Here is a 24,973-nt window from a genome sequence, read left to right as displayed (position 1 = left end):
GGTGATGAAAGCGTTTCGCTGGTGTGTGTTAGCAGCGTTGATGCTGGCGGCGATCCCTCTTCGCGCCGCCTGCACCTGGCCTGCCTGGGAGCAGTTTAAAAAGGATTACATCAGTGAGAGCGGGCGTGTCATTGATCCCAGCGACACGCGCAAAATCACCACGTCGGAAGGGCAAAGCTATGCGTTGTTCTTTGCCCTGGCCGCGAACGATCGCAAAGCCTTTGATCAATTGCTGACGTGGACGCGCGACAACCTGGCCGGGGGCAATCTGAACGATAATTTGCCCGCCTGGCTATGGGGTCAGAAAGACCACGACAACTGGGCGATAATCGATACCAACTCCGCCTCGGATGCCGATGTCTGGATTGCCTGGTCACTGCTTGAGGCGGGCCGGCTGTGGAAACATCCGGACTATACCCGCACGGGTAAGGCGCTCCTTAAACGCATTGCCCATGAGGAAGTGGTGAAAGTACCGGGACTCGGCTCCATGCTGCTGCCCGGGAAGGTCGGTTTTGCCGAGGAGAAAGCCTGGCGCTTTAACCCCAGCTATCTTCCTCCGCAGATAGCGAGCTATTTCACGCGCTTTGGTGCCCCGTGGACGACCCTTCGTGAAACCAACCTGCGCTTGTTGCTGGAAACGGCGCCAAAGGGGTTTTCGCCGGACTGGGTGCAGTATCAAAAAAACAGAGGCTGGCATTTGCAGCAGGATAAATCGCTGGTGGGCGGCTACGACGCCATCCGCGTCTACCTCTGGGTCGGAATGATGAGTGACAAAGACGCCCAGAAAGCCCGGTTGCTTACGCGCTTCCGGCCGATGGCGACAATGACCACGAAACACGGTGTACCGCCGGAAAAAGTGGATGTGGCGAGCGGGAAGCCTGCGGGCAAGGGGCCGGTCGGCTTTTCCGCTGCGATGCTGCCTTTTTTACAGCAGCGTGATGCGCAGGCGGTACAGCGCCAGCGCGTTGCAGATAATTTTCCCGATAATAATGCCTATTACAGCTACGTACTGACTCTCTTCGGGCAAGGATGGGATCAGCATCGTTTTCGCTTCACCGCTCAAGGTGAATTAATACCGGACTGGGGCCAGGAATGCGCAACTTCACAGTAAATCTTCTCAGTTTATCGCTTAGCCTGGCACTGATGCCGCTGGCTCAGGCCGCTAACTCCCCGCAGCAGCAACAGCTGCTGCAACAGGTGCGGCTGGGTGAATCGACGCAGCGTGAGGATTTGGTTCGTCAGTCGCTCTACCGCCTTGAGCTGATTGACCCGAACAACCCCGACGTCATTGCGGCGCGCTTTCGTTACCTGCTTCGTCAGGGTGATAACGCCGGTGCGCAAAAAGAGCTGGATCGTCTGAAAGGGATCGCGCCGGGCTCCAGTGCGTATCAGTCCTCGCGCAATACGATGCTGCTTTCTACGCCTGAAGGCCGTCAGCAGTTACAGCAGGCCCGGTTACTGGCTACAACGGGTCATACTCAGGAGGCCATTGCGGCCTATGACAAGCTTTTTGACGGTAATCCGCCGGGCGGTGACGTGGCGACGGAATACTGGAATGTTGTGGCGAAAGATCCTGCCCGCCGTAGCGTCGCCATTAACCAGCTGAAGAAAATTAACGCCAGCAGCCCGGGCAATACGCAGCTGCAGGGCACGCTGGCCCAGCTCCTGTTCCAGACCGGTCGTCGTGATGAAGGCTTTGCGGTGTTGCAGGAGATGGCCAAATCCAGCAATGGCCGCAGCCAGGCATCTGATATGTGGTATGAGCAGATCAAAGATCAGCCTGTCAGCAACGCCAGCGTCAGCGCGCTGCAAAAATACCTGAGCGTCTTCAGCGACGGCGACAGCGTAGCGGCGGCACGTACCCAACTTGATACGCAGCAAAAACAGCTCGCCGATCCAACCTTCCGTGCGAAAGCACAAGGGCTGGCGGCGGTGGATGCCGGGCAGGGCGATAAGGCGGTGGCGGATCTGCAAAAAGCGGTCAGCGCAAATCATGCCGACAGCGAAGCCGTGGGCGCGCTTGGACAGGCGTACTCTCAGAAAGGCGATCGCGCCCGTGCGGTGGCGCAGTTTGAAAAAGCGATCGCCCTCGATCCGCAGAGCGATAACCGCGGTAAATGGGACAGTTTGCTGAAAGTTAACCGCTACTGGCTGCTGATCCAGCAGGGTGATACCGCCCTGAAAGCGAACAATACGGCGCAGGCGGAACGTTATTACCAGCAGGCGCGTGCCCTCGACAATACCGACAGTTATGCGGTGCTGGGGCTGGGAGATGCCGCGGCGGCGCGTAAAGACACGGCTGCGGCAGAACGTTATTACCGTCAGGCGCTGCGTATGGACAGCGGTAACAGCAATGCCGTTCGTGGCCTTGCCAATGTTTATCGTGCGCAGTCACCGGAAAAGGCCTCGCAGTTTATCCAGTCGCTCTCTGCCAGCCAGCGCCGAAGCATTGATGACATTGAACGCAGCCTGACCAACGAGCAGCTGTCAGCCCAGGCGGAACAGCTGGAAAACCAGGGCCAATACGCTCAGGCGGCGGAAATTCAGCGTCGTCGTCTGGCACTCTCTCCGGGCGACGTCTGGATAACCTACCGTCTGTCGCGCGATCTCTATAGCGCGGGCCAGCGCAGCCAGGCGGATAACCTGATGCGCCAGCTTGCCAGCCAGAAACCGTCCGATCCGGAACAGGTGTATGCCAGTGGGCTGTATCTCTCCGGAAACGATCAGGACCGGGCCGCGCTCACGCATCTGGAGACGCTTCCGCGCAGCCAGTGGAACGCCAATATTAAGGAGCTTGCCGACCGCCTGCAGAGTAACCAGACGCTGGAAACGGCAAACCGACTGCGCGACAGCGGCAAAGAGCAGGAGGCGGAAAACCTCCTTCGCCAGCAGCCGTCCTCTACCCGTATCGACTTAACCCTTGCGGACTGGGCGCAGCAGCGTGGCGATCTGGAGGCCGCGAAAACGGCTTATAACACCGTGCTGGAGCGTGAACCGCAGAACGAAGATGCGATCCTCGGTCTGACCGAAGTGTATAGCGCCCAGGGCAACAAAGAGGCAGCCCGTGCCGCGCTGGCAAAACTGCCTGCCGCGCAAAACGGAGAGCCGCTGTCGCTCAATATGCAGCGCCGGATCGCGATGGCGCAGGCAGGCCTTGGGGATTCCGCCGCCGCAGAGCAGACGTTCAGCAAGATTATTCCTCAGGCGAAATCACAGCCTGCATCTATGGAAAACGCGCTGGTATTACGTGATGCCGCCCGTTTCCAGACGCAAAATGGTCAGCCTCAGCAGGCACTGGAAACGTATAAAGATGCGATGGTGTCGTCAGGTGTTACGACGACACGTCCGGCTGACAATGACAGCTTTACCCGCCTGACGCGTAACGACGAAAAAGACGACTGGCTGAAACGCGGCGTGCGTAGCGACGCCGGTGATTTGTACCGTCAGCAGGATGTTAACGTCACGCTGCAGCATGATTACTGGGGCTCCAGCGGCACCGGCGGCTATTCCGATCTTAAAGCGCATACCACCATGTTACAGGCGGATGCACCACTGGCGGATGGCCGTATGTTCCTGCGTAGCGATTTGGTCAATATGGATGCCGGGTCCTTTTCCACCGATAACGGTACCTACGATCCGAAATGGGGCACTTGTGCCGAAACGCCGTGTAGTGGCAACACGCATCAGTCAGCAAATGGCGCGAGTATTGCCGTGGGCTGGCAGAATAAAACCTGGGCGTGGGATATTGGTACCACGCCGATGGGCTTTGACGTTGTCGACGTGGTCGGTGGTGTAAGCTACAGCAGTGACCTGGGGCCAATCGGTTATACCGTTAACGCCCATCGTCGCCCGATCTCCAGCTCTCTGCTCGCCTTTGCCGGGCAAAAAGATACCAACACCGGCACCACCTGGGGCGGCGTGCGCGCAACCGGCGGTGGCGCGAGCATCAGTTATGACAAAGGTGAGGCGCACGGCGTCTGGTCGAGCCTGAATGCGGAAACGCTGACGGGTAAAAATGTGGAAGATAACTGGCGCGTCCGCTGGATGACCGGTTACTACTACAAGCTCATCAATAAAAACAATGAGCGTCTGACCGTCGGCGTGAGCAACATGCTCTGGCACTACGATAAAGATCTGAGCGGTTATACCCTGGGTCAGGGCGGTTATTACAGCCCGCAGGAGTATGTCTCCTTCGCGTTGCCTGTCACCTGGCGTAAACGTACCGAGAACTGGTCCTGGGAGCTGGGCGGATCGGTGTCATGGTCTCATTCTAAAACTAACGACGTGATGCGCTATCCCATTCAGGGACTGATTCCGACCGATGAGCCCGGTCGCTACACCGACAGAGGCGAAATGGAAACCGGCAGCAGCTCCTCAGGCACGGGTTATACCGCACGGGCCATTATCGAGCGCCGGGTCACGTCCAACTGGTTTGTGGGCCTCGGTGTGGATATTCAGGAAGCAAAAGATTATACCCCAAGCCACGCACTGCTTTATGTACGCTACTCTGCTGCAGGCTGGCAGGGCGATATGGACTTACCGCCGCAGCCGCTGATCCCTTACGCGGACTGGTAATCGGATTTAACTTAATCCATTTGTAAGTCTCTCTTAAAAGTACAGCAATCGGGTATACTCAGGCGCACCAGGTTTACACCCTGGTGCGCCCTGCGCTTCGAGTTTTGTGGAGAGTCATTTTGCGTGTCAGCCGTTCCTTAACTATCAAACAGATGGCGATGGTTTCTGCCGTCACAATGCTGTTTGTACTCCTTTTTTGCGTAATTTTGCTGTTTCATTCCGTACAGCAGAATCGCTATAACACGGCTTCGCAATTAGAAAGTATTGCCCGCTCGGTGCGTGGCCCGCTCTCTGCCTCTATTTTGAAAGGGGATATTCCCGAAGCGGAAACCATTTTAAAACGCATTCAGCCTGCCGGTGTCGTGAGCCGCGCAGACGTGGTGTTACCCAATCAGTTTCAGGCGCTGCGGATGAGTTTTATCCCCGAGCGCCCCGTCCCCATGATGGTGATGCGACTGTTTGAACTGCCGGTGCAGATTTCGCTGCCGGTCTATTCGCTTGAGCGTCCCGCGAATCCACAGCCGTTGGCCTACCTTGTTCTGCAGGCAGACTCGTACCGCATGTACAAGTTCGTCATGAGCTGGGTTGTCACGTTAGTGACCACTTGCTTACTTATGACGCTTATTCTGAGCGTGGCGCTGACCTGGTGTATTAACCGTCTGATTGTGCATCCGCTACGCCGGATTGCCCGGGAGTTGAACACGCTTTCACCGCAGGACCAGGTGGGGCATCAGCTTCCGCTGCCGCGTCTTCATCATGATGACGAGATTGGTATGCTGGTACGCAGCTATAACCTCAACCAGCAGCGGATGCAGCGCCAGCAGGATGAGCTGAACAGCAGCGCCACGCGCTTCCCGGTCTCGGAGCTGCCCAATAAAGCCTTCCTGATGGCAATGCTGGAACAGACTGTTGCCCGCCAGCAAACCACCGCGCTGATGGTGATCGCCTGTGAAACCCTGCAGGACACCGCCGGCGTGCTCAAAGAGAACCAGCGTGAAATGCTGCTCCTGACGCTGGTGGAGAAAGTGAAGTCCGTGCTGGCCCCGCGCATGGTGCTGACCCAGGTCAGCGGGTATGACCTGGTGGTGATTGCCAACGGCGTGAAAGAGCCGTGGCATGCGATCACATTAGGTCAGCAAGTACTCACTGTCATTAATGAGCGGCTGCCCATTCAGGGCATCCAGCTTCGTCCAAGCGCCAGTATCGGTATTGCGATGTACTACGGTGACTTAACGGCGGAACAGCTTTACCGTCGTGCTTTCTCGGCGGCGTTTACCGCCCGGCGCAAAGGGAAAAATCAGATCCAGTTCTTCGACCCGGAACAGATGGAAAGGGCGCAGCAGCGCCTGACGGAAGAGAGCGACATTTTGACCGCGCTGGATAACCGTCAGTTTGCCCTCTGGCTCCAGCCACAGGTGAATTTGCTGACGGGCGAGGTGATCAGCGCGGAAGCGCTGCTGCGCCTGCAGCAGCCGGATGGTTCATGGGAATTGCCGGAAGGGCTCATTGAGCGCATCGAATCCTGTGGCCTGATGGTCACCGTCGGTTACTGGGTGCTGGAGGAGTCGTGCCGACAGCTTGCTGCCTGGCAGGAACGAGGCGTGACGCTCCCGCTGTCGGTCAACTTGTCCGCCCTGCAGCTGATGCATCCGACCATGGTGTCTGAGATGCTGGAGCTTATCCATCGTTACCGGATCAAGCCTGATACGCTGACGCTGGAAGTCACGGAAAGCCGGCGTATTGACGATCCTAATGAGGCGGTCGCGATTCTGAAACCGCTGCGTAATGCCGGTATACGCATCGCGCTGGACGATTTCGGTATGGGCTATGCCGGGCTGCGTCAGCTCCAGCATATGAAAACCCTGCCGGTGGATGTGCTGAAAATCGACAAAGCCTTTGTTGAAGGGTTGCCGGAAGACAGCAGCATGGTCCAGGCCATTATCCAACTGGCCCGCAGCCTGAAACTGCAGCTGATTGCCGAAGGGATTGAGACAGACGCGCAGCGCACCTGGCTGGCTGAAGCGGGCGTGGAGGGCGGACAGGGCTTCCTGTTTGCACCGGCTGTTCCGTCGGATGTCTTTGAACAACGCTACCTTTCCGGTGGGGACAATAGCGCAAACGTGTAATTTTGTTGCTGGCTTGTGCGAGCCAGCTCAAAGTTCTTAACATTTGTGTTTCAAATTTGAACTGGGTTTATTTCTGTCCTGTTATACGGGTGTTATTTTAGAGCCGCAGGTTAACCATAACCTTACAAAGCCTGTGGTTTTTCTTCCCAAGGACACCCTATGAAAACCTCACTCTTCAAAAGTCTCTATTTTCAGGTCCTGACAGCCATCGCAATCGGTATTTTGCTTGGTCACTATTACCCTGAACTTGGCGCACAAATGAAACCGCTTGGCGACGCATTCGTTAAGCTCATCAAAATGGTCATCGCCCCGGTGATCTTCTGTACCGTCGTGACGGGCATCGCTGGCATGGAAAGCATGAAGGCGGTAGGCCGTACCGGTGCAGTGGCGCTTCTCTATTTCGAAGTGGTCAGTACCCTTGCGCTGATTATTGGTCTTATCATCGTGAACGTGGTGCAGCCCGGCGCGGGGATGAACGTTGACCCGTCGACGCTGGATGCCAAAGCGGTCGCGGTGTATGCCGATCAGGCGAAAGACCAGGGGGTAGTGGCCTTCCTGCTGGACGTTATCCCAGGCAGCGTCATTGGTGCATTTGCCAGCGGCAACATTCTGCAGGTGCTGCTGTTTGCCGTCATGTTTGGCTTTGCCCTGCACCGTCTGGGCAACAAAGGCCAGCTGATCTTTAACGTCATCGAAAGCTTCTCGCAGGTCATCTTCGGCATCATCAATATGATCATGCGCCTGGCGCCTATTGGGGCCTTCGGTGCGATGGCATTCACCATCGGTAAGTATGGCGTGGGTACCCTGGTGCAGCTGGGCCAGCTCATCATCTGCTTCTATATCACCTGTATTCTGTTCGTGGTGGTGGTGCTGGGCTCAATCGCCCGCGCGGCAGGGTTCAGCATTTTCAAATTTATCCGTTATATCCGCGAAGAGCTGCTGATTGTTCTGGGGACCTCTTCATCAGAATCGGCCCTGCCGCGCATGCTCGATAAGATGGAAAAGCTGGGCTGCCGTAAATCGGTGGTGGGGCTGGTCATCCCGACGGGCTACTCCTTCAACCTTGATGGCACCTCGATATACCTGACAATGGCGGCCGTGTTTATCGCTCAGGCGACCAATAGCCATATGGACATTTTCCATCAGGTTACCCTGCTGGTGGTGCTCCTGCTCTCGTCTAAAGGGGCCGCAGGTGTTACTGGCAGTGGCTTTATCGTGCTGGCGGCCACCATTTCCGCGGTCGGACACCTGCCGGTGGCGGGGCTGGCGCTGATTCTCGGTATTGACCGCTTTATGTCTGAAGCCCGTGCCTTAACCAACCTCGTAGGTAACGGTGTGGCAACGGTAGTCGTGGCAAAATGGGTGAAAGAGCTGGATCACAAAAAGCTCGACGATACGTTAAATAATCGCCAGTCAGACAGCAAAACTCCTGGTTTATCCTCTTAATATTGTCACAAATGCCCGCATTCCCTTGTCGGGATGCGGGCTCCTGCGCATAATAACTGTTCGTACCTGTCATAATTCGACAAGATTTTTTTTGGGTATATTTCACTTCTGACCGTGACGTTTTGTAGAACACGCGGTCTAATCGACGTGTTTTCATCGTCATCTTTTAGAGTGAAACGCGTCGCGAGACACTCTCTTTAACCAGGAATGTTGATCAGGGGTTCACATGCAGGGCACAAAAATTCGACTCTTAACCGGCGGTTTGCTGATGATGGCAGCAGCCAGTTATGTGCAGGCAGATGCGCTCCAGCCAGACCCGGCCTGGCAACAAGGGACACTAGCGAACGGTTTTCAGTGGCAGGTTTTAGCCACCCCACAACGTCCGAGTGACCGTGTTGAAATCCGTCTGTCTGTTAATACCGGCTCCCTCACGGAAAGCACTCAGCAAACCGGTTTTAGCCATTTTATTCCCCGACTGGCGCTCACGCAGAGCGGCAGTTTACAAGCAGTTCAGGTGCGTTCGCTCTGGCAACAGGCCATTGATCCGAAACGCCCGCTTCCTCCGGCTGTGGTCTCGTATGACTACACCATGTTCAACCTGAGCCTGCCAAATAACCGTAACGACCTGCTCAAAGAAGCCCTTACGTATCTCGCCGATGCGTCGGGCAATCTGGCGATTACGCCGGAAACTGTTAACTATGCGCTGAGCAACAGTGACATGGTTGCCACCTGGCCTGTGGACACCAAAGAGGGCTGGTGGCGTTACCGCCTGAAGGGTTCAACGCTGCTTGGGCATGACCCGGCCGAGCCGCTGAAACAGCCGGTGGACGCTGAGCAGGTAAAATCGTTCTACCAGAAATGGTACACCCCGGACGCGATGACGCTTATCGTGGTGGGGAATGTGGACAGCCGTGCGGTGGTGGAGCAGATCAACAAAGCGTTTGGCGAACTGAAAGGCAAACGCGAAACACCGGCCCCTGTCCCAACGCTCTCTCCGCTGCGCGCAGAGCCTGTCAGCATTATGACGGATACCGTTCGTCAGGACCGCCTCTCCGTCATGTGGGATAACGCCTGGCAGCCAATCCGTGAGTCAGCGGCGCTGCTGCGCTACTGGCGTGCCGATCTGGCACGTGAAGCGCTGTTCTGGCACGTTCAGCAGACGCTCAGCAAGAATAACGTGAAGAATATCGGTCTCGGCTTTGACTGCCGCGTGCTGTTCCAGCGTGCACAGTGTGCCATTAACGTTGAATCGCCGGGTGATAAGCTGAATGCGAATCTGGGCGTGGTGGCAAAAGAGCTGGCAAAAGTGCGCAAAGAGGGTCTGTCGGAAGAAGAGTTCAATGCACTGGTCGCGCAGAAAAAACTTGAGCTGCAGAAGCTGTTTGCAACGTATGCCCGCGCCGATACCGACATTCTGATCAGCCAGCGTATTCGTTCACTGCAGAATCAGGTGGTGGATATCGCGCCGGAGCAGTACCAGAAGCTTCGTCAGGACTTCCTGGAGGGGTTGACCGTCGATATGTTGAATCAGGACTTACGTCAGCAGCTGTCGCAGGAAATGGCGTTGATTCTTCTGCAGCCGAAAGGCGAGCCGGAATATGACATGAAGGAACTTCAGTCGACCTGGAATACCATTATGGCCTCCGCGCCGCAGCCATCGCAGGCTGCTACGGCAGATGATTTGCACCAGGACGCAACGGATATCCCGCAGGGGCAGTAATGCCCCTCATCCAGAACCCTCTCCCTGTCGGAGAGGGTTTTGTTTTTACTGTGGCATTGCCTCACGCGGAATAATTGCCCCGCGATACTGGATCACGGTGCTCGCCGTCAGGTGTCCACGCTGGGCCGCCGCTTCAGGCGTCCCGCCCGTCAGACGCACCGCCAGATAGCCCGCACTGAATGAATCACCCGCCGCCGTCGTATCAATCACTTTCTCTTTCGGCAACGTCACCGCAGGGACGTCGATGACGGCTTCACCTGCGATGGCGACCAGACACGAATCAGCCCCGCGCTTAATCACCACTTCACTTACGCCGGCGGCCTGCGTACGCGCAATCACCTCATCAACGGGTTTCTCACCCCACAGCGCATCTTCATCATCGAGCGTCAGGAAGGCGATATCGGTGCATTGCAGTATCTGCTGATAAACCTGCTGCGTCTCTTCACGGCTGGCCCACAGGCGCGGACGGTAGTTATTATCGAAAATAACCTTGCCGCCATTGGCGCGGCATTCACGCAGTAACGACAGCAGCTTTTCACGGCTGGCTGAGCTTAAAATAGCCAGGCTAATCCCGCTCAGATAAAGATAATCAAAGGTGGCTAACGCTTCGCAGATGGCAGCCGCATCGTCGCTCTCCAGCCAGAATTTGGCCGCGGCTTCGTTACGCCAGTAGTAGAAGGTCCGCTCGCCGGTATCGTCGGTTTCAATGTAGTAAAGCCCCGGCAGGCGGTTTTCCATACGCTGTATCAGCGAGGTGTCCACCTGCTCACTCTGCCAGGCTTCCAGCATTTGCTGGCTGAAACTGTCCGTCCCCAGGGCGGTGACGTAGTTCACGGTAAGGGCCTCAGGGGCAACCTGACGGGCAATATAAACGGAGGTGTTTAACGTATCGCCACCAAAACCGCGGCTGACTTCCGCGCCTTTTTGTGACAGCTCAATCATGCATTCGCCAATCACGGCAATTTTCTTGGTCATAGTCGTGAACCTGAACAGAGTAATTTTCGGTAGTGTGCGCTGAGTGAATTATGCGGTCAACTATATTAAAACGACGTTCCATTATTTTATTTGAGCCAGCGCGTGTTCCTGTTAATTTCTGCCCGCTTAATTTCATTTTCCCGGTGAATTGAACATAAAGTTCTCAATTGCCGGGCCGATAACCCTTTGACGAGTCCAGAAAGGCCATCCAACAACAGGACATCTGAAATGAAGTCAGAGCAGGTTATCCAGCGGCTGAGCACTACGCCTGAGGCAAGTATTGAGAACTTGCAGGAGCATCGCTACTGGCTGCAATGTGAGCGTGCGTACACCTATCAGCCGATCTACCGAACGGACGGTCGACTGATGGCTATTGAAATTTTGACCGTCGTGACGCACCCGTCAAACCCCTCACAGCGTATCGCACCGGACCGCTATTTTGCCGAAGTTGCCGTGCGCCAGCGCCTGGATGTGCTGGAAGAACAGCTCCGTATGCTGGCAACCAAACAGGCCTTTTTCGAACAGCACGCCATCCTCGCCTCGGTCAACGTCGATGGACCCACCCTGCTGGCGCTGCGCCAGAACGCGAAATTACAGGAGCTGATCGCCTCCTTACCGTGGATGCGCTTTGAGCTGGTGGAGCATGTTCGTCTGCCACAGGACTCATCATTTGCCTCGATGTGCGAATTCGGCCCGCTGTGGCTGGATGACTTTGGCACCGGGATGGCGAACTTCTCTGCCCTCAGCGAAGTGCGTTACGACTACATTAAAGTGGCCCGCGACCTGTTCATTATGCTGCGCCAGACCCCGGAAGGGCGGAACCTGTTTACGCTCTTATTACAGCTGATGAACCGCTACTGCCAGGGCGTGATAGTGGAAGGCGTGGAAACGCTGGATGAGTGGCGTGATGTGCAAAATTCTCCCGCGGCGGCGGCACAAGGCTATTTCCTCTCTCGTCCGGTCCCAATGGATACCCTCGATTCCGTGATAACGATCCTCTGATCTGCCCGCTTCCCTTTGTCTGAACTATAGTTTTACAGGTAAGGTCATCAGGAAAGGGGATAACAATGACAAAAACAACCAGGGTAATCGCCTGGACAGCAGGGATTTTATTGTTGTTGATCGTGGTCGCCGTCGTCATTATCGCGACGTTTGACTGGAACCGCCTTAAGCCGACCATCAACCAGAAAGTCTCCACCGAACTCAATCGCCCCTTCGCCATACGCGGCGATCTCGGGGTGGTGTGGGAACGCCAGAAAGAGGAGACCGGCTGGCGAAGCTGGATCCCCTGGCCGCATGTCCACGCCGACGACATCATTCTCGGCAACCCGCCGGATATTCCTGACGTGACAATGGTGCATTTGCCCCGCGTAGAAGCCACGCTGGCCCCGTTAGCGCTACTGACCAAAACGGTTTACCTGCCGTGGATCAAGCTTCAGCAGCCCGATGCGCGTCTGATCCGCCTTTCCGAAAAGAATAACAACTGGACGTTTGATCTCGCCAGCAGCGACGAAAAAGATCCCAATGCGCAACCCTCATCATGGTCATTCCGTCTCGACAATATTCTCTTCGATCGCGGGCGGATCGCCATCGACGACAAGGTCAGCAAAGCTGATATCGAGATCCTGGTCGATCCGTTGGGCAAACCGCTGCCGTTTAGCGAAGTGACCGGTGCAAAAGCGAAGGGCGATAATGCCAAAGCCGGGGATTATGTTTTCGGCCTGAAGGCCGAAGGGCGCTACAAAGGGCAGCCCCTGACCGGCACCGGAAAAATTGGCGGCATGCTGGCGCTTCGAAGCGACTCGACGCCATTTCCTGTGCAGGCGGATTTCCGCTCCGGGAACACGCGGGTGGCCTTCACCGGGACCGTCAACGATCCTATGAACATGGGGGGCGTTGATCTGCGGCTGAAGTTTGCCGGTGATTCGCTGGGTGAACTGTATGAACTCACTGGCGTCCTGCTGCCAGATACGCCACCGTTTGAGACGGACGGGCATCTGGTGGCAAAAATCGACACGGAAAAATCGTCGGTATTTGATTATCGCGATTTCAATGGCCGTATTGGCGACAGCGATATCCATGGCTCGTTGACCTACACCACCGGAAAACCGCGTCCGAAACTGGAAGGCGATGTGGAGTCTCGCCAGCTGCGGCTGGCCGATTTGGGGCCGCTGATCGGGATTGATTCCGGTAAAGGCACGAAATCAAAAGAGGTGAAGAAAGATCGCCAGCCGGCGGGGAAAGTCCTGCCTTACGATCGCTTTGAGACCGATAAGTGGGACGTAATGGATGCGGATGTTCGCTTTAAAGGGGGCAAAATCGAACATGGCAGTACGCTGCCGATCAGTAATCTTTCGACCCATATCCTGCTTAAAAATGCCGATTTACGCCTGCAGCCACTGAAGTTTGGCATGGCGGGTGGGACCCTCTCATCGAACATTCACCTCGAAGGCGATAAAAAGCCGATGCAGGGGCGTGCCGATATCAAGGCCCGCCGGCTCAAACTGAAAGAGCTGATGCCGAACGTGGAATTGATGCAGAAAACCCTGGGTGAAATGAACGGCGATGCCGATATCCGCGGCGTGGGGAATTCTGTGGCTGCACTGCTCGGGAGCAGTAACGGTAACCTGAAGCTTCTGATGAACGACGGGCTGGTGAGCCGCAACCTGATGGAGATCCTGGGGCTGAACGTCGGGAACTACGTCATCGGGCAAATATTCGGTGATGATGAGGTGCGGGTGAACTGTGCGGCGGCCAACCTGGATCTGGTCAACGGCGTGGCGCGCCCGCAAATTTTTGCCTTCGATACGGAGAACGCGGTCATCAACGTGACCGGCACCGCCAGTATGGCCTCCGAGCAGCTTGATTTAACCATCGATCCGGAAAGTAAGGGGATTCGTATCATCACCCTGCGTTCGCCGCTCTACGTGCGTGGGACCTTTAAAAATCCGCAGGCGGGTGTGAAACCCGGTCCGCTGATTGCGCGCGGCGCGGTGGCGGCAGCACTCGCGACGCTGGTTACGCCAGCGGCGGCGCTGTTGGCGTTAATTTCGCCGTCAGAAGGGGATGCGAATCAGTGCCGGAACATTTTGTCGCAGATGAAAAAATAACGTGCGGCTTTCGGGACCTTTACCCTCTCCCTGGGGGAGAGGGTATCAGGCCGCGGTGAATTACAGAGACTGGTGCTTCGTCTCGTGGGTCAGCAGCAGGGCAATCAGCGTCAGTGCTGCCATGGCGGCCAGGTAAACGCCCACGTAGAACAGGCCATAATTTGCCTGCAGCCAGGTGGCGATATAAGGCGCAACGGACGCACCCAGAATAGAGGCAACGTTATAGGAGAACGACGCACCGGTATAACGCACTTCCGTTGGGAACAGCTCTGGCAGCAGCGCGCCCATCGGGCCGAAGGTCAGGCCCATCAGGCTCAGACCAATGAGCAGGTACGCCATGACCAGCGCAGGGCTACCTGAACCCAGCAGCGGCGGGAAGACGAACAGGGCAAACAGAATGATCAGCGTGGTGATAACAATCATGCTTGAGCGACGACCAAACTTATCCGCCAGCAGGCCGGCAATCGGCACCATGACGCCAAACCCAATGACCGCCATCATCAACATCCACAGCACTTCGTTACGCGGCAGGCCGAGCCCAACCGGCGCGGCGGCGGTGCTGAACGTCATTGAGTAGACCGTCATGATATAGAACAGCGTATAGGTCGCGAGCATGATAAACGTGCCCAGTACCGTCACGCGGACGTGTTTAGTCAGCAGCGTACCCAACGGCACTTTTACCTGTTTTTTCGCGGCAGCAACTTTAGCGAAAACCGGCGTTTCGTGAAGCGACACGCGGACATACAGGCCAATCAGCACCAGCACGGCGGAGAAGACGAACGGAATACGCCAGCCCCAGCTCATGAACTGTTCGTCCGTCAGCAGCCAGGAGAGCAGCAGGAAAGTCCCGTTCGCAAAGAAGAAGCCAATCGGTGCACCAAGCTGCGGGAATGAACCGTACAGCGCGCGTTTGCGTGCCGGTGCGTTCTCCGTGGCCAGCAGCGCCGCACCCCCCCATTCACCGCCCAGCCCCAGACCCTGACCAAAACGCGCCAGCGCCAGCAGCATCGGGGCCAGAATACCAATGGTTTCGTAGGTAGGCAGCAAGCCGATAGCGACGGTGGAGATCCCCATCGTCAGCAGCGAGGCCACCAGCGTGACCTTACGGCCGATGCGATCGCCAAAGTGTCCAAACAGGGCAGAGCCAATCGGACGCGCAACAAACGCGATCGCAAAGGTAGCCAGAGACTGCAGCGTGGCTGCCGTCGGGTCACCCTGCGGGAAGAAAATATGCGGGAAGACAATGACCGCTGCGGTGGCATAAATGTAAAAGTCGAAGAACTCAATGGCGGTGCCAATCAGCGAGGCGACGACAACTTTGTTTCGCGAGTTAACCGGCGCGGTTTCCGCACCGGAGTCGAGTGTTGTGGCTGTTGCTTGCATAATATTTTCTTATTTTTAGTCGGACGAAAGGCCATATTACGCACAGCAAAAGCGACATTTCAATCTGTAACAAAGCCGCGCGCTGGTGATAAAAGCAACAAAAAGCGGATAATGTTCAGGCCAGACAAAACACTTTCATGAAATGCTTCACAGTTTTCAAATATCAGCTGATAAAACTGGTTTTTGGTTAAATAAAAGTTACGGACTGGATTTATATGCTGAAATGATGAATCGGGCTGAAGTTTCAGCCCGGGAGAGACGTTATCGGTGTGTTTTACCCGGCATGCGCGGGTCGTCTTTGTACTCGGCGGTGGCAATCCACGCCGCGCAGAACAAGGTCAGGCGGGCGAAGAAGTAGAAGAACGCCATCAGCCCCAGCACCGAGCCAAACGCCGCGCCAGAAGGGGATTTCACCAGCGATGGCAGAGTGTAAGTCATCACAATTTTGATCACTTCAAAGCCTATCGCCGCAATCAATGTGCCGCGGATCAGCGCCTTCTTACGCGGACGATGGCGGGGCAAGCGCCAGAAGATCCAGAAGAACAGCAGATAGTTGGCGAAGATGGAAATAGCCAGTCCAATGCCGCGCCACGCGGGCTTCAGCCACTCGATGTAATCCAGATAGAGCGCAGAGATAATCATCTGCTGCGCCGAACCGGCGACAGAGGTGATGGAGAGCGTCACAATCAGCGCGACGAGCAGGCCAATCAGCGAAACAAAGTCGCGAAGATACTTAACCCAGATTTTCTCCTGGTCCTGAGGCTTACGCTCCCACACCTCGCGCGACTGGGCACGAATGGCCTCGCGGAGGTTGCCCATCCAGTTAATCCCGGAGTAAAGGGCAATCAGCAGACCGACGATACCGACCGTCGTACGTTGCTGTACGGCGGTATTAATGGTGTTTTTGAGCGTGGTGGCGAGGGTCGGATCACTGACGTTATTCAGGATTTTATTGAAGATATCCTGCAGCAGCGTTGGGTGTGACGCGAGCACAAAACCGGCTGCGGCAAAGGACACCATCAGGATCGGGATCATCGATAAAAAAGAGAAATAGGTGATGGCAGCACCAAACTGGTTACCCATGCGGTCATTAAACCGCTCTGTCGCGCGTATCAAGTGCGCAATCATGGGGAACTGCTGTATCCGCTCTGCCAGGCTGGTGACAGTCCCCAGCGCTTTGCTGGCGGTGCCTGGCATTTTTGCTTCTTCAGGCCCGGTTTCCATCTTCTGGATGGGTTCGTAATCTAAATGTTGGGTAGGTCGTTGCGGGTTGTTTTCCGGCGTCACGCGACTTTTCCTTTTCGTTTGGCTGGATGTTATTGAATTATAGCTTGCGACTAATCCACGTAAGCTTTTGTGAGTGCAGTAAGCCACTCCATAAACAGATGTACCCGACGGGAGAGGTTGCGCCGGTGGGGATAAATCAGCGATACCGGCATCGGTTCCGCCCGGTACTGCGGGAGAACTTCAATCAACTTCCTGGTGCGCAGAGCGTCACGCACGCCAACGCGCGGCACCTGGATAATACCTAGCCCGGCGATACAGGCCGCCTGATACGTTTCTGTGCTGTTGACGGTCAAAACCCCGCCCGTCTTCACCCACTGCGTCGACGTGCCGTTATAAAATTCAAAGCCCAGGGGACGTGTTCCCAGCGTGGCGGCGTAGTGAATGACGGCGTGTGAACCTAAATCTTCCAGCGTTTCCGGATAGCCAAAACGCTTGACATAATCCGGGCTGGCGCAGTTAATCACCGACAGCTTGCCCAGCGGGCGGGCGATAAGTCCCGAGTCTTTGAGCGCGCCGACGCGTACCACACAATCAAACCCTTCACGAATAACATCCACCAGGCGATCGCTGCTGCTAAGTTCCAGCTCGATGCCCGGATAATGCTGCAGAAAAGCAGGCAGTTTGGGGATGACTAAATTTCGAGCAACGCTGACGGGCATATCCACGCGTAACCGACCGCTGATGGTGGAGGGGTCATGCTGGAACATACCGTCCAGTTCATCCATGTTTGTCAGAAGATCTTTTGCCCGCTCGTAATACACCATGCCGTCCTGCGTCAGGCTTACGCGACGCGTGGTTCGGTGCAATAGCTGGGTTCCCAGTCGGTTTTCCAGCGCCTGAATTTGCCGCGAAACACTGCCTTTCGGCAGCGTCAGTGACTCCGCCGCCCGGGAAAAACTCTCCAGTTCCGCGACACGAACAAACAGCTGCATTGCGTGAATTTTATCCATAGACGAAGCTCATTGTTGTTGCAATTGAAACAGTGAAGCGCTCTGCGACATCTTTATTGATCTTCTATCACCTAATAAGCTCTTTCTCAATCTCCACAACAGTCAAAACGAGGTTTCTTATGTCTGAACGTATTGCATTAGTCACAGGTGGTAGCCGTGGCCTGGGTAAAAACGCGGCCTTAAAGCTGGCAGCAGACGGAACGGGAATTATCCTGACCTATAACCGAAGCCAACAGGACGCGCTGGATGTTGTGCGCGAAATTCAGCAAAAAGGCGTTAACGCGGCCGCATTGCAGCTCAACGTCGGCGATGTTGCCAGTTTCGACCTTTTTGCCGGTCAGCTTCAGGAAATCCTTAATACCGTATGGCAGCGTGAAACCTTTGATTATTTATTAAACAACGCCGGGACGGGCTTGTACGCGCCCTATGCCGAGACAACGGAAGCCCAGTTTGATGAGGCGCTGAATATCCATTTCAAAGGGCCTTTTTTCCTGACGCAGCGTTTGCTTCCCTTGCTGAACGACGGTGGGCGGATCCTGAACGTCTCCAGCGGGCTGGCCCGTTTTACGCAACCCGGTTCCGGCACCTATGCAGCAATGAAAGGGGCGATGGAAGTGCTGACCCGCTACCAGGCGAAAGAGCTGGGCGCGCGCGGTATCTCCGTCAATATCATTGCTCCCGGTGCGATAGAAACCGACTTTGGCGGCGGACGCGTGCGTGACAACGCGCAGCTTAACCAGATGCTGGCATCACAGACGGCGCTCGGGCGCGTAGGGCTGCCGGATGATATCGGTGATGCCATTGCGGCGCTGCTCAGCGATAAACTGGGCTGGATGAATGCGCAGCGTATTGAAGTATCAGGCGGTATGTTCCTGTGATGCCTTCGCTTAAGGGGATGGAACCTCTTAAGGAAATCCTCAAATTGAATGTGTCCAGATACTGGGAGATATAAATAACACTGGTGGATTTGTAACGTCTCCGTTCATTGAGTTTTTTCTTAAATAATGCCTCTGTAGAATCTCCCTTCGCGACTCTCAGAGGGAGAAAAACGATGCGGGTAATTATGTTTGACAGGCAGTCCCTGTTTATTCACGGAGCGATACACAGTCTTCAGAAATTAATTCCGGAAATAAATATTACGGGAAGCTGTCAGGCAGAAGATTTATGGGCGCAAATTTCAGCGTCACCCACGGCTATCGTCATGATTGACGGGAATTTAATTGAGGATGAGGGGATCGCCTGGCTGGAAGCGATCATGCAGCGTTTTCCGACGATACGCGTGGTAATGGTTCTGGCTAAAAAAGAGGCCCGCTGGGTTGAGCAATTGCTGCAGCGAAACGTGATGGCCATTGTTCCCCGCAATGCGCACCCGGAGCGCTTTTCCGCGGTGCTGGATTCGGTCTCCCGAGGAATGGTGTGCTTCCCCGGTGAGTGGGTGAGGCAACCGTCGGCGCCGCAGGCGTTATTATCCTTAAGCGAACGCCAGCGCGAAGTCCTGAAATTACTGGCGGCGGGGGAGTCCAACAAAGAGATCGGGCGCAATCTCAACATCAGCGCCGCCACGGTGAAAGCGCACCTGGAAGCGCTTTTCCGCCGTCTGGAGGTGAAAAACAGAACCCAGGCCGCGATGTACTATACCCGGGCGACGGCCTGAAGAATTGCGGTCGGGAGTGAGGTCGTCTCACCGAAACTGAGCATCATCAACACCAGCGCGTCGTGCTGCTGTTGGGTTAACGGGCGTTTAAATTTTTCCCGCAACAGCGTTTCGCACAGCTGAATATCATCGTGAAGTAAATATTCAGCCTGTAGCGGCGTGATAAGACGCTGAAAACATTCGCCCTGGCGAATAACATGGCCATAGCCTATAACCCATAAACCGTTTTCATCACGATATTTCTCCAGAGAAAGCCCCTGGTGTTTTTTTATTAACGCAATGGCGGCAGAAGATATCTTCAGCGCATGACCTTTCATATTCGTTTCCTCTTAATGGCAATATTGTAGAGGAAACGACGCACGCGAAATATCCGCCAAATGGCTATAGGTCAGGAATAATTGCTGAGATATTCCTGCTTCAATAAACCGAACAGCCAGTCATTATGCCATTGTCCGCCAAGGTAATAACTCTCGCGTAACTCACCTTCCAGACGAAAGCCCGTTTTTTCCAGCAGGCGTCTGGAGGCGATATTCCCCGCCGTGACGGTGGCGGTGAGGCGGCGTATGCCGCCCTGATGAAAGGCGTAACCGCACAGCGCCTGCAGTGATTCGAAGCCGTAGCCTTTCCCCTGGGCCGCAGGTGCAAAAAGAAAACCCACTTCCGCGCAATCGTCATCGCGATGAATATAACCGGTGACGCCGAGCGGTACGCCGGAGGTGGCGTCACGCACAACGAGGCAAAGCCAGTGCGCGCTGCCCGGCGTCCAGGGCGTCAGACGAGATTCGAACGCCTCGCGGATCGCCTCCACGGGGCGATCTTCCGCGACAAAACGCATCACCTCGGGGTCGTGCTGCAACGCCAGGAAAAAGGGCCAGTCATGGTCTTGCAGCGGTGAACAGATAAGACGCGATGTCGTTAAGACAGGCATTCAGATTCTCCTGAAACATTTAAAATGATTTTCGTGGTGTCACTTTATTTCAACAGAAAGTCAGGTATGGTTAACCTCGTATAAATAAAAAGAAAAACGGCCATTACGGGCCCATTCTGGTTGTCTTCGTTGTCGCTTAAGGAAAACAATGACTCTCAGCACAGCACACCCTATCCGCGAACAGTTCGAACACTGTCTGGCGGTTATTCGCCAGGCCTCGGTTGAAATTTTACTTCTCCTGAATGTACATGTTTCTGAGGGAAAAGATCCACGCTGGTTTCTGGAACAACTGGACAGCGCGCGTTTAGGCCTGGGGGGCTGGAATGCGGTTGCGAAGACGCTCAATTTGAATGACGCGGAGATGTCCGAATTCACGCTGCAATTGCGTCTGCTTCAGCAGCGTGTTCCTCAGTACGAAAGCGGTCAGGATGTCAGTGAAAACCAGCTGATTGCCGCGATGCGGTTTGTGACTACGCTGGAGCACCTTCGTTTGCAGCAGCCTCTTCTGACCTACAGCACCGAAGTGGCGCCTGGCAGTGAACTCCAGCAGCAACAGGCGCACAAGCAGGTGCGTACAATTGAGTTGATGATAAAAGGGCTCATCCAGCAGGCCTGGCCCGATCAGGTGCGGCTGAATAACCATCTTAAAACCCTGTTTAACGCGGACCGCGTGCGGCGCTGGCTGAAGCTTGGTGACATCAATGATGTGCTGAGCGGCATGATGTTCAGTGAGCTGGCACAGATGCTGGTGGATAAAAAAGAGTTCAGCCGCTACTACGCCTCGCTGTTTAGCGATCCGTCAATGCTCACGCTGATGGTGGAACCGCGGAAAACCCTGCAAACCTTCCTCGATGATATTCGGCAAATCCGCAACAATATTACCGTGCAGAAAGCGTTAAGTTCGGCGCAAATCCAGCTGCTGGATAACTACTACACGCAGATCACCCGACCGGTTCAACGTGCTTTTGAAGAGGGGAGAACCCGTGTCAACCCGGCCGGACTGATGGCGGTGGATGCCAGCGAGCTGCATGCTTTCTGGGAAAAGGCGCAGAAAATGGATCGTGTGACCGGCGGGGATCTCTTTGAGGTTCGTGACACGATTGAAAAACCGACCCAGCGCGCACCGCGCACGCCAGAACAGCGTGAGCAGCTTATTTCCGGCGCGTTATGGGGGGCGGTTGGCGTGATGGTGATTGCCATTGTGGCGGGCGGCTTCTGGCTGGTAACCAGCAGTAAACCCCAGCCTGCAGCCGGGAACGTTGCAGAAACGGCCCAGCCTCAGGAGATGCGCGAAACCCCCTCCTCGCGCGAGACGCTGTCGCGCATGGGCGTGACCTGGGACGAGAATAATTTCCGCTCGGCGATTAACCGCAATGATACCCGGGTGGCACTGCTGTTTTTGCAGGGAGGGATGGACTGGAAGCTCTCCTGGACGGAAGAGGCGATGTCGGCTGACTATGACGACGTTCTGGAGCTGATGTTGCGCTACCGACAGAACATGGTGGAACAGAAGCCGTGCCGGCGCTTTATCAACACGCTCAGCCATGCCATGTCGAATGGCGAGTCCCTGACGTCAATGCGTAAACAGTATCTGAAGGCGTTTTGCACCGTGCCTGCCGTGGTGAAGCGCCAGCAGCATGATCTGGATTTGGCGACGCGTCGGGCACAATCACAGCCGGATGCCACCACAAAAAAATGGCAGTCCATCCAGACCGCCATTTATGAAGTGATTCGTTAATCCTGTCTTCTCCCTCTCCCGGGAGGAGAGGGATGGATACGGGCATCAGACCGCAGAAGGTCACGGCTCCCCATACAACCCAATCAACCGCCGTACCACGCCGTTAGTCCAGCCGAAGCCATCCTGCAGCGGGTACTCACCCCCGCCCCCTTCGCGCGGCGTACTGCTGGCGATGTGATATTTCTCAATCAGCTTATGGTGGGCTTTATAGAAATGATTCACCGTCTGCAGCCAGCTCCAGGCAATCTCATCGCCCAGCGAGTCATTGCCGTACTGTTTGAAGCCCTGAATCGCCATCCACTGCAGCGGCGCCCAGCCGTTGGGTTTATCCCACTGCTCGCCGGTCTCGTACTCGGTGGCTAGAATCCCGCCCGGCGTCAGCAGACGTGCTTTTACCGCATCCGACAAGCGTTCAGCCTGCTCGTGGGTCGCCATGCCAACGTACAGCGGCACAATGCTCGCCGCTGAGAACAGCGCCATGACCTCGCGGCGCCAGTCGTAGTCACGGTAACAGCCATTCTCGTCATCCCACAGATACCGGTTCACCGCGGCGCGGCGATCGCTGGCTTTCTGGCGGAACAGTTCCGCGGTCTCTTTATCCCCTTTCGATGCCGAAATATTGGCGATCGCGCTTTCCAGTTTGAACAGGAACGCGTTCAAATCGATAGGAATAAACTGCGTGGTGCGGATGCTGGCAAGTCGGCCAGGCTCCCGCAGCCAGCGCGAGGAGTAATCCCAGCCGGAGGCCGCGCCTGCGCGCAAATCGCGATAAACCTCATTCGGCGGACGGCCAGAGTGACGGGCGGTTTCCACATCCTCAATCCATGATTCATCGCGCGGCGTGTCACGGTCGTCCCAGTAGCGGTTTAACAGCGAGCCATCTGGCATACGCACCGCACTGCGATAGGCCTGATTAAGCAGCAGCGATTCCGCCCCGTCCATCCAGAAGGCATGCTCCATTTTGAGGTGTTCAAGGTAGCGCTTTGCACCGCGCACACCATCCTCTTCAAACAGCTCCACCATCAGGGCAAATACCGGCGGCTGGGAGCGGCTGAGATAATAGGTACGGTTACCGTTCGGGATATGGCCGTAGCGTTCAATCAACCACGCGAAGTTATCCGCCATACATTTCAGCAGATCGTTACGTCCGCTCTCTGCCAGACCCAGCATGGAGAAGTAGGAATCCCAGTAATAGGTCTCGCTAAAACGCCCGCCGGGCACGATATAGGCCTGCGGCAGCGCCAGCAGAGAAGACCAGGGGATGTGGTCCTGCGGCTCGCGCGTCAGCACGGGCCACAGGCTGTCAATGTGCTCTTTTAGCGACAGGCCGGGGTCGGAGACATATTCCGTAGTATAGGTCTCTGGCAGCCAGAAGTGGTTCTCCACGAACCGGCGCAGGTCGAAATCCCGGTGGCGCCTGACCTTGCGATAGCGGATCAGAATATCCAGAGGATCCATCTTCGGGGCACAGTCGGGGAAGGTTTTGCTGTCCGCAAACAGCCGTGTCGACTGCACGTGCTCGAACAGTTCCAGATAGCGATCGGCGGGCGTCAGAGCATCAGAGGCGGGTAGCCCCTCAATCATTTCGGGTTCCGGCTCCGCCTCAATCATTTCATCCAGTTTTAACTCGCAGGGATCGGTCTCGTAGCGCAGCTCTTCTGCAATCTCGAACTCGATGTTCTCGGCAGCCTGTAGTTTCTGGTTGAACATGGCGATAAGGACCTCCGGTTGTGTGTTCAAAATAACAGTTTTTTCCGGGCGTCTTATAAGCGTAGACATTCGCTTCGGTGTTGGCTGAGGGAAATGTGCGGTTGATCACGTTTTTAAACGCGAGGTATTTGCGGAGTTAGAACAGCAATTGGCTGAAAAATAAAGGCTAAAAGGGATTTTTAGACAGATTTATGGGGCAAATAATTCAGAGCATTCGTTGTGCAACCATTTATGTCTGAAACAAACGCCCCTCCGCAGAGGGGCATTTTGCTTAACGCATGGTGACAAATTCTTCGGCCGCTGTCGGGTGGATCGCAACGGTGTTATCGAAGTCTTTCTTGGTGGCACCCATTTTCAGCGCCACGGCGAAGCCCTGCAGGATCTCGTCCATGCCAAAGCCAATGCCGTGGATACCGACAATCTTCTCTTCCGGACCCACGCAGACCAGCTTCATGCGGCATGGCTGACGGTGAGAGGTGACGGCGGTATACATCGCGGTGAACGCGGATTTATACACTTTCACCTGGTCGTCGCCATACTGCTCGCGCGCCTGAGGTTCTGTTAAGCCCACTGTGCCGATTGGCGGGTGGCTGAAGACCACGGTCGGAATGTTACTGTAGTCCAGATGCTCTTCCGGTTTGTTGTTAAACAGACGCTCAGAGAGGCGACGGCCTGCGGCAACCGCAACCGGCGTCAGTTCGACCGCACCGGTGTTATCGCCCACCGCGTAAATGCCCGGAACACTGGTGTTCTGGAATTTATCGACAGCGATGTACCCTTTCTCATCGGTTTTAACGCCCGTCGCCGCCAGGTTGAAGTTGTCGTTAGCCGGTTCACGACCAATCGCCCAGATCAGGCAATCCACGGTCTGGCTACGGCCATCTTCCAGCTCAAGCGTCAGGCTACCGTCTGCATTTTTCACGACCGCTTTTGGCACGGCGTGGGTGTGCAGCGTTGGGCCTTCGGTATTCATCACTTCGACCAGCGTATCGACGATCAGCGGGTCAAAGTTGCGCAGCGGCGCGTGTTTACGCACGAACAGGTGCGTTTCTGCGCCCAGGCCATTAATCACACCGGCCAGTTCTACGGCGATGTATCCCGCGCCCACCACGGCAACACGTTCTGGCAGAGCAGGCAGCTCGAAGAAACCGTCGGAGTCGATACCGTATTCCACACCGGGAATATCCGGGTGGCTCGGACGCCCGCCGGTCGCGATCAGGATGTGATCGGCAGTGATCGTCTCACCGTTAACTTCTATCGTCTTCGCATCAACAAAGCGCGCAAAACCATGAATAACATCGACGTTGTTCTTGCCCAGCACATTGTCGTACGAGGTATGAATACGGTCGATATAGGCAGTACGGCTGGCGA

18 protein-coding genes are annotated in these 24,973 nt (G+C 55.7%); 10 read left to right on the top strand and 8 right to left on the bottom strand.

What is annotated here, in order from left to right; all coding sequences use genetic code 11:
- Positions 1 to 4: 4 nt before the first annotated feature.
- The 5 genes from bcsZ (at position 5) to ACMVME_RS22315 (ending at position 9,867) form a co-directional block, all read left to right on the top strand.
- Positions 5 to 1,111 (top strand): cellulose synthase complex periplasmic endoglucanase BcsZ, encoded by a 1,107-nt coding sequence (gene bcsZ, locus ACMVME_RS22335; RefSeq protein ID WP_020884485.1) that lies wholly within the window; start codon positions 5 to 7, stop codon positions 1,109 to 1,111.
- On the top strand, positions 1,093 to 4,575 hold the full coding sequence (gene bcsC / locus ACMVME_RS22330) for a cellulose synthase complex outer membrane protein BcsC (RefSeq protein WP_068795379.1): 3,483 nt from the start codon (positions 1,093 to 1,095) through the stop codon (positions 4,573 to 4,575). Before bcsZ ends, bcsC begins: the two co-directional genes overlap by 19 nt.
- A gap of 119 nt (positions 4,576 to 4,694) precedes the next feature.
- Positions 4,695 to 6,701 (top strand): biofilm formation regulator HmsP, encoded by a 2,007-nt coding sequence (gene hmsP, locus ACMVME_RS22325; RefSeq protein WP_138014234.1) that lies wholly within the window; start codon positions 4,695 to 4,697, stop codon positions 6,699 to 6,701.
- 159 nt (positions 6,702 to 6,860) lie between these two features.
- On the top strand, positions 6,861 to 8,147 hold the full coding sequence (locus tag ACMVME_RS22320) for a dicarboxylate/amino acid:cation symporter (RefSeq protein ID WP_014172087.1): 1,287 nt from the start codon (positions 6,861 to 6,863) through the stop codon (positions 8,145 to 8,147).
- 226 nt (positions 8,148 to 8,373) lie between these two features.
- Positions 8,374 to 9,867: a M16 family metallopeptidase gene (locus ACMVME_RS22315; RefSeq protein WP_014172086.1), complete on the top strand. Its 1,494-nt coding sequence runs from the start codon at positions 8,374 to 8,376 to the stop codon at positions 9,865 to 9,867.
- A gap of 45 nt (positions 9,868 to 9,912) precedes the next feature.
- On the opposite strand, the gene ACMVME_RS22310 is transcribed toward ACMVME_RS22315, so the two are convergent.
- The gene (locus tag ACMVME_RS22310; RefSeq protein ID WP_032679197.1) at positions 9,913 to 10,842 is read right to left on the bottom strand and encodes a sugar kinase; all 930 of its coding nucleotides are present in this window, start codon (positions 10,840 to 10,842) and stop codon (positions 9,913 to 9,915) included.
- A gap of 228 nt (positions 10,843 to 11,070) precedes the next feature.
- On the opposite strand from ACMVME_RS22310, the gene pdeH reads away from it, so the two are divergent.
- Complete coding sequence (gene pdeH / locus ACMVME_RS22305) at positions 11,071 to 11,844, top strand: cyclic-guanylate-specific phosphodiesterase (protein ID WP_032679195.1); 774 nt, start codon at positions 11,071 to 11,073, stop codon at positions 11,842 to 11,844.
- 65 nt (positions 11,845 to 11,909) lie between these two features.
- On the top strand, positions 11,910 to 13,952 hold the full coding sequence (locus tag ACMVME_RS22300) for an AsmA family protein (protein WP_044867314.1): 2,043 nt from the start codon (positions 11,910 to 11,912) through the stop codon (positions 13,950 to 13,952).
- Positions 13,953 to 14,012: 60 nt separating this feature from the next.
- Here the strand turns inward: ACMVME_RS22300 and ACMVME_RS22295 are convergent, their stop codons facing one another.
- The 3 genes from ACMVME_RS22295 to ACMVME_RS22285 all read right to left on the bottom strand — a co-directional run bounded on the left by ACMVME_RS22295 (position 14,013) and on the right by ACMVME_RS22285 (position 17,572).
- Complete coding sequence (locus ACMVME_RS22295; RefSeq protein ID WP_014172082.1) at positions 14,013 to 15,335, bottom strand: MFS transporter; 1,323 nt, start codon at positions 15,333 to 15,335, stop codon at positions 14,013 to 14,015.
- A gap of 261 nt (positions 15,336 to 15,596) precedes the next feature.
- Positions 15,597 to 16,622, bottom strand: coding sequence for an inner membrane protein YhjD (yhjD, locus tag ACMVME_RS22290; protein ID WP_032679193.1), 1,026 nt, complete (start codon positions 16,620 to 16,622; stop codon positions 15,597 to 15,599).
- A 50-nt stretch (positions 16,623 to 16,672) separates the two neighbouring features.
- Positions 16,673 to 17,572: a LysR family transcriptional regulator gene (locus tag ACMVME_RS22285; protein WP_414743503.1), complete on the bottom strand. Its 900-nt coding sequence runs from the start codon at positions 17,570 to 17,572 to the stop codon at positions 16,673 to 16,675.
- Positions 17,573 to 17,691: 119 nt separating this feature from the next.
- Here ACMVME_RS22285 and ACMVME_RS22280 point away from each other — a divergent pair, with 119 nt between their 5' ends.
- Positions 17,692 to 18,450: an SDR family NAD(P)-dependent oxidoreductase gene (locus ACMVME_RS22280; protein WP_032679191.1), complete on the top strand. Its 759-nt coding sequence runs from the start codon at positions 17,692 to 17,694 to the stop codon at positions 18,448 to 18,450.
- Between the two features lie 173 nt (positions 18,451 to 18,623).
- Entirely contained in the window at positions 18,624 to 19,226 is a 603-nt protein-coding gene (locus ACMVME_RS22275; RefSeq protein WP_032679190.1) for a response regulator transcription factor, read from the top strand.
- Here the strand turns inward: ACMVME_RS22275 and ACMVME_RS22270 are convergent.
- Together ACMVME_RS22270 and ACMVME_RS22265 are read right to left on the bottom strand one after the other, a co-directional pair.
- Positions 19,205 to 19,543, bottom strand: a complete 339-nt coding sequence (locus ACMVME_RS22270; protein ID WP_014172077.1) for a lysozyme — start codon at positions 19,541 to 19,543, stop codon at positions 19,205 to 19,207. The two genes, ACMVME_RS22275 and ACMVME_RS22270, sit on opposite strands and share 22 nt — an antisense overlap.
- A gap of 71 nt (positions 19,544 to 19,614) precedes the next feature.
- Positions 19,615 to 20,154 carry a GNAT family N-acetyltransferase gene (locus tag ACMVME_RS22265; RefSeq protein WP_032679188.1) on the bottom strand — a complete coding sequence of 180 codons (540 nt, stop codon included), beginning with the start codon at positions 20,152 to 20,154 and terminating at the stop codon, positions 19,615 to 19,617.
- 148 nt (positions 20,155 to 20,302) lie between these two features.
- Here ACMVME_RS22265 and ACMVME_RS22260 point away from each other — a divergent pair, with 148 nt between their 5' ends.
- Positions 20,303 to 21,892 (top strand): STY4199 family HEPN domain-containing protein, encoded by a 1,590-nt coding sequence (locus tag ACMVME_RS22260; protein WP_032679187.1) that lies wholly within the window; start codon positions 20,303 to 20,305, stop codon positions 21,890 to 21,892.
- Positions 21,893 to 21,952: 60 nt separating this feature from the next.
- On the opposite strand, the gene ACMVME_RS22255 is transcribed toward ACMVME_RS22260, so the two are convergent.
- Positions 21,953 to 23,602, bottom strand: coding sequence for an alpha,alpha-trehalase (locus ACMVME_RS22255; protein ID WP_020884498.1), 1,650 nt, complete (start codon positions 23,600 to 23,602; stop codon positions 21,953 to 21,955).
- Positions 23,603 to 23,873: 271 nt separating this feature from the next.
- Positions 23,874 to 24,973, bottom strand: a 1,100-nt coding sequence (gene gorA, locus ACMVME_RS22250) for a glutathione-disulfide reductase (RefSeq protein ID WP_414743502.1), incomplete at its 5' end; no start/stop codon positions are given.

The sequence above is a fragment of the Enterobacter cloacae complex sp. 2024EL-00711 genome (assembly GCF_047529885.1).
Lineage (GTDB): Bacteria > Pseudomonadota > Gammaproteobacteria > Enterobacterales > Enterobacteriaceae > Enterobacter > Enterobacter ludwigii.
This window is presented reverse-complemented; position numbering and strand designations above follow the sequence as displayed.

Coding starts and splice junctions, on each gene's coding strand:
- ACMVME_RS22295 (WP_014172082.1), bottom strand. CDS start 15,335: ATGCAAGCAACAGCCACAACACTCGACTCCGGTGCGGAAACCGCGCCG.
- ACMVME_RS22310 (WP_032679197.1), bottom strand. CDS start 10,842: ATGACCAAGAAAATTGCCGTGATTGGCGAATGCATGATTGAGCTGTCA.
- ACMVME_RS22285 (WP_414743503.1), bottom strand. CDS start 17,572: ATGGATAAAATTCACGCAATGCAGCTGTTTGTTCGTGTCGCGGAACTG.
- ACMVME_RS22300 (WP_044867314.1), top strand. CDS start 11,910: ATGACAAAAACAACCAGGGTAATCGCCTGGACAGCAGGGATTTTATTG.
- ACMVME_RS22260 (WP_032679187.1), top strand. CDS start 20,303: ATGACTCTCAGCACAGCACACCCTATCCGCGAACAGTTCGAACACTGT.
- bcsZ (WP_020884485.1), top strand. CDS start 5: ATGAAAGCGTTTCGCTGGTGTGTGTTAGCAGCGTTGATGCTGGCGGCG.
- ACMVME_RS22275 (WP_032679190.1), top strand. CDS start 18,624: ATGCGGGTAATTATGTTTGACAGGCAGTCCCTGTTTATTCACGGAGCG.
- ACMVME_RS22255 (WP_020884498.1), bottom strand. CDS start 23,602: ATGTTCAACCAGAAACTACAGGCTGCCGAGAACATCGAGTTCGAGATT.
- ACMVME_RS22280 (WP_032679191.1), top strand. CDS start 17,692: ATGTCTGAACGTATTGCATTAGTCACAGGTGGTAGCCGTGGCCTGGGT.
- ACMVME_RS22270 (WP_014172077.1), bottom strand. CDS start 19,543: ATGAAAGGTCATGCGCTGAAGATATCTTCTGCCGCCATTGCGTTAATA.
- ACMVME_RS22315 (WP_014172086.1), top strand. CDS start 8,374: ATGCAGGGCACAAAAATTCGACTCTTAACCGGCGGTTTGCTGATGATG.
- ACMVME_RS22320 (WP_014172087.1), top strand. CDS start 6,861: ATGAAAACCTCACTCTTCAAAAGTCTCTATTTTCAGGTCCTGACAGCC.
- ACMVME_RS22265 (WP_032679188.1), bottom strand. CDS start 20,154: ATGCCTGTCTTAACGACATCGCGTCTTATCTGTTCACCGCTGCAAGAC.
- pdeH (WP_032679195.1), top strand. CDS start 11,071: ATGAAGTCAGAGCAGGTTATCCAGCGGCTGAGCACTACGCCTGAGGCA.
- bcsC (WP_068795379.1), top strand. CDS start 1,093: ATGCGCAACTTCACAGTAAATCTTCTCAGTTTATCGCTTAGCCTGGCA.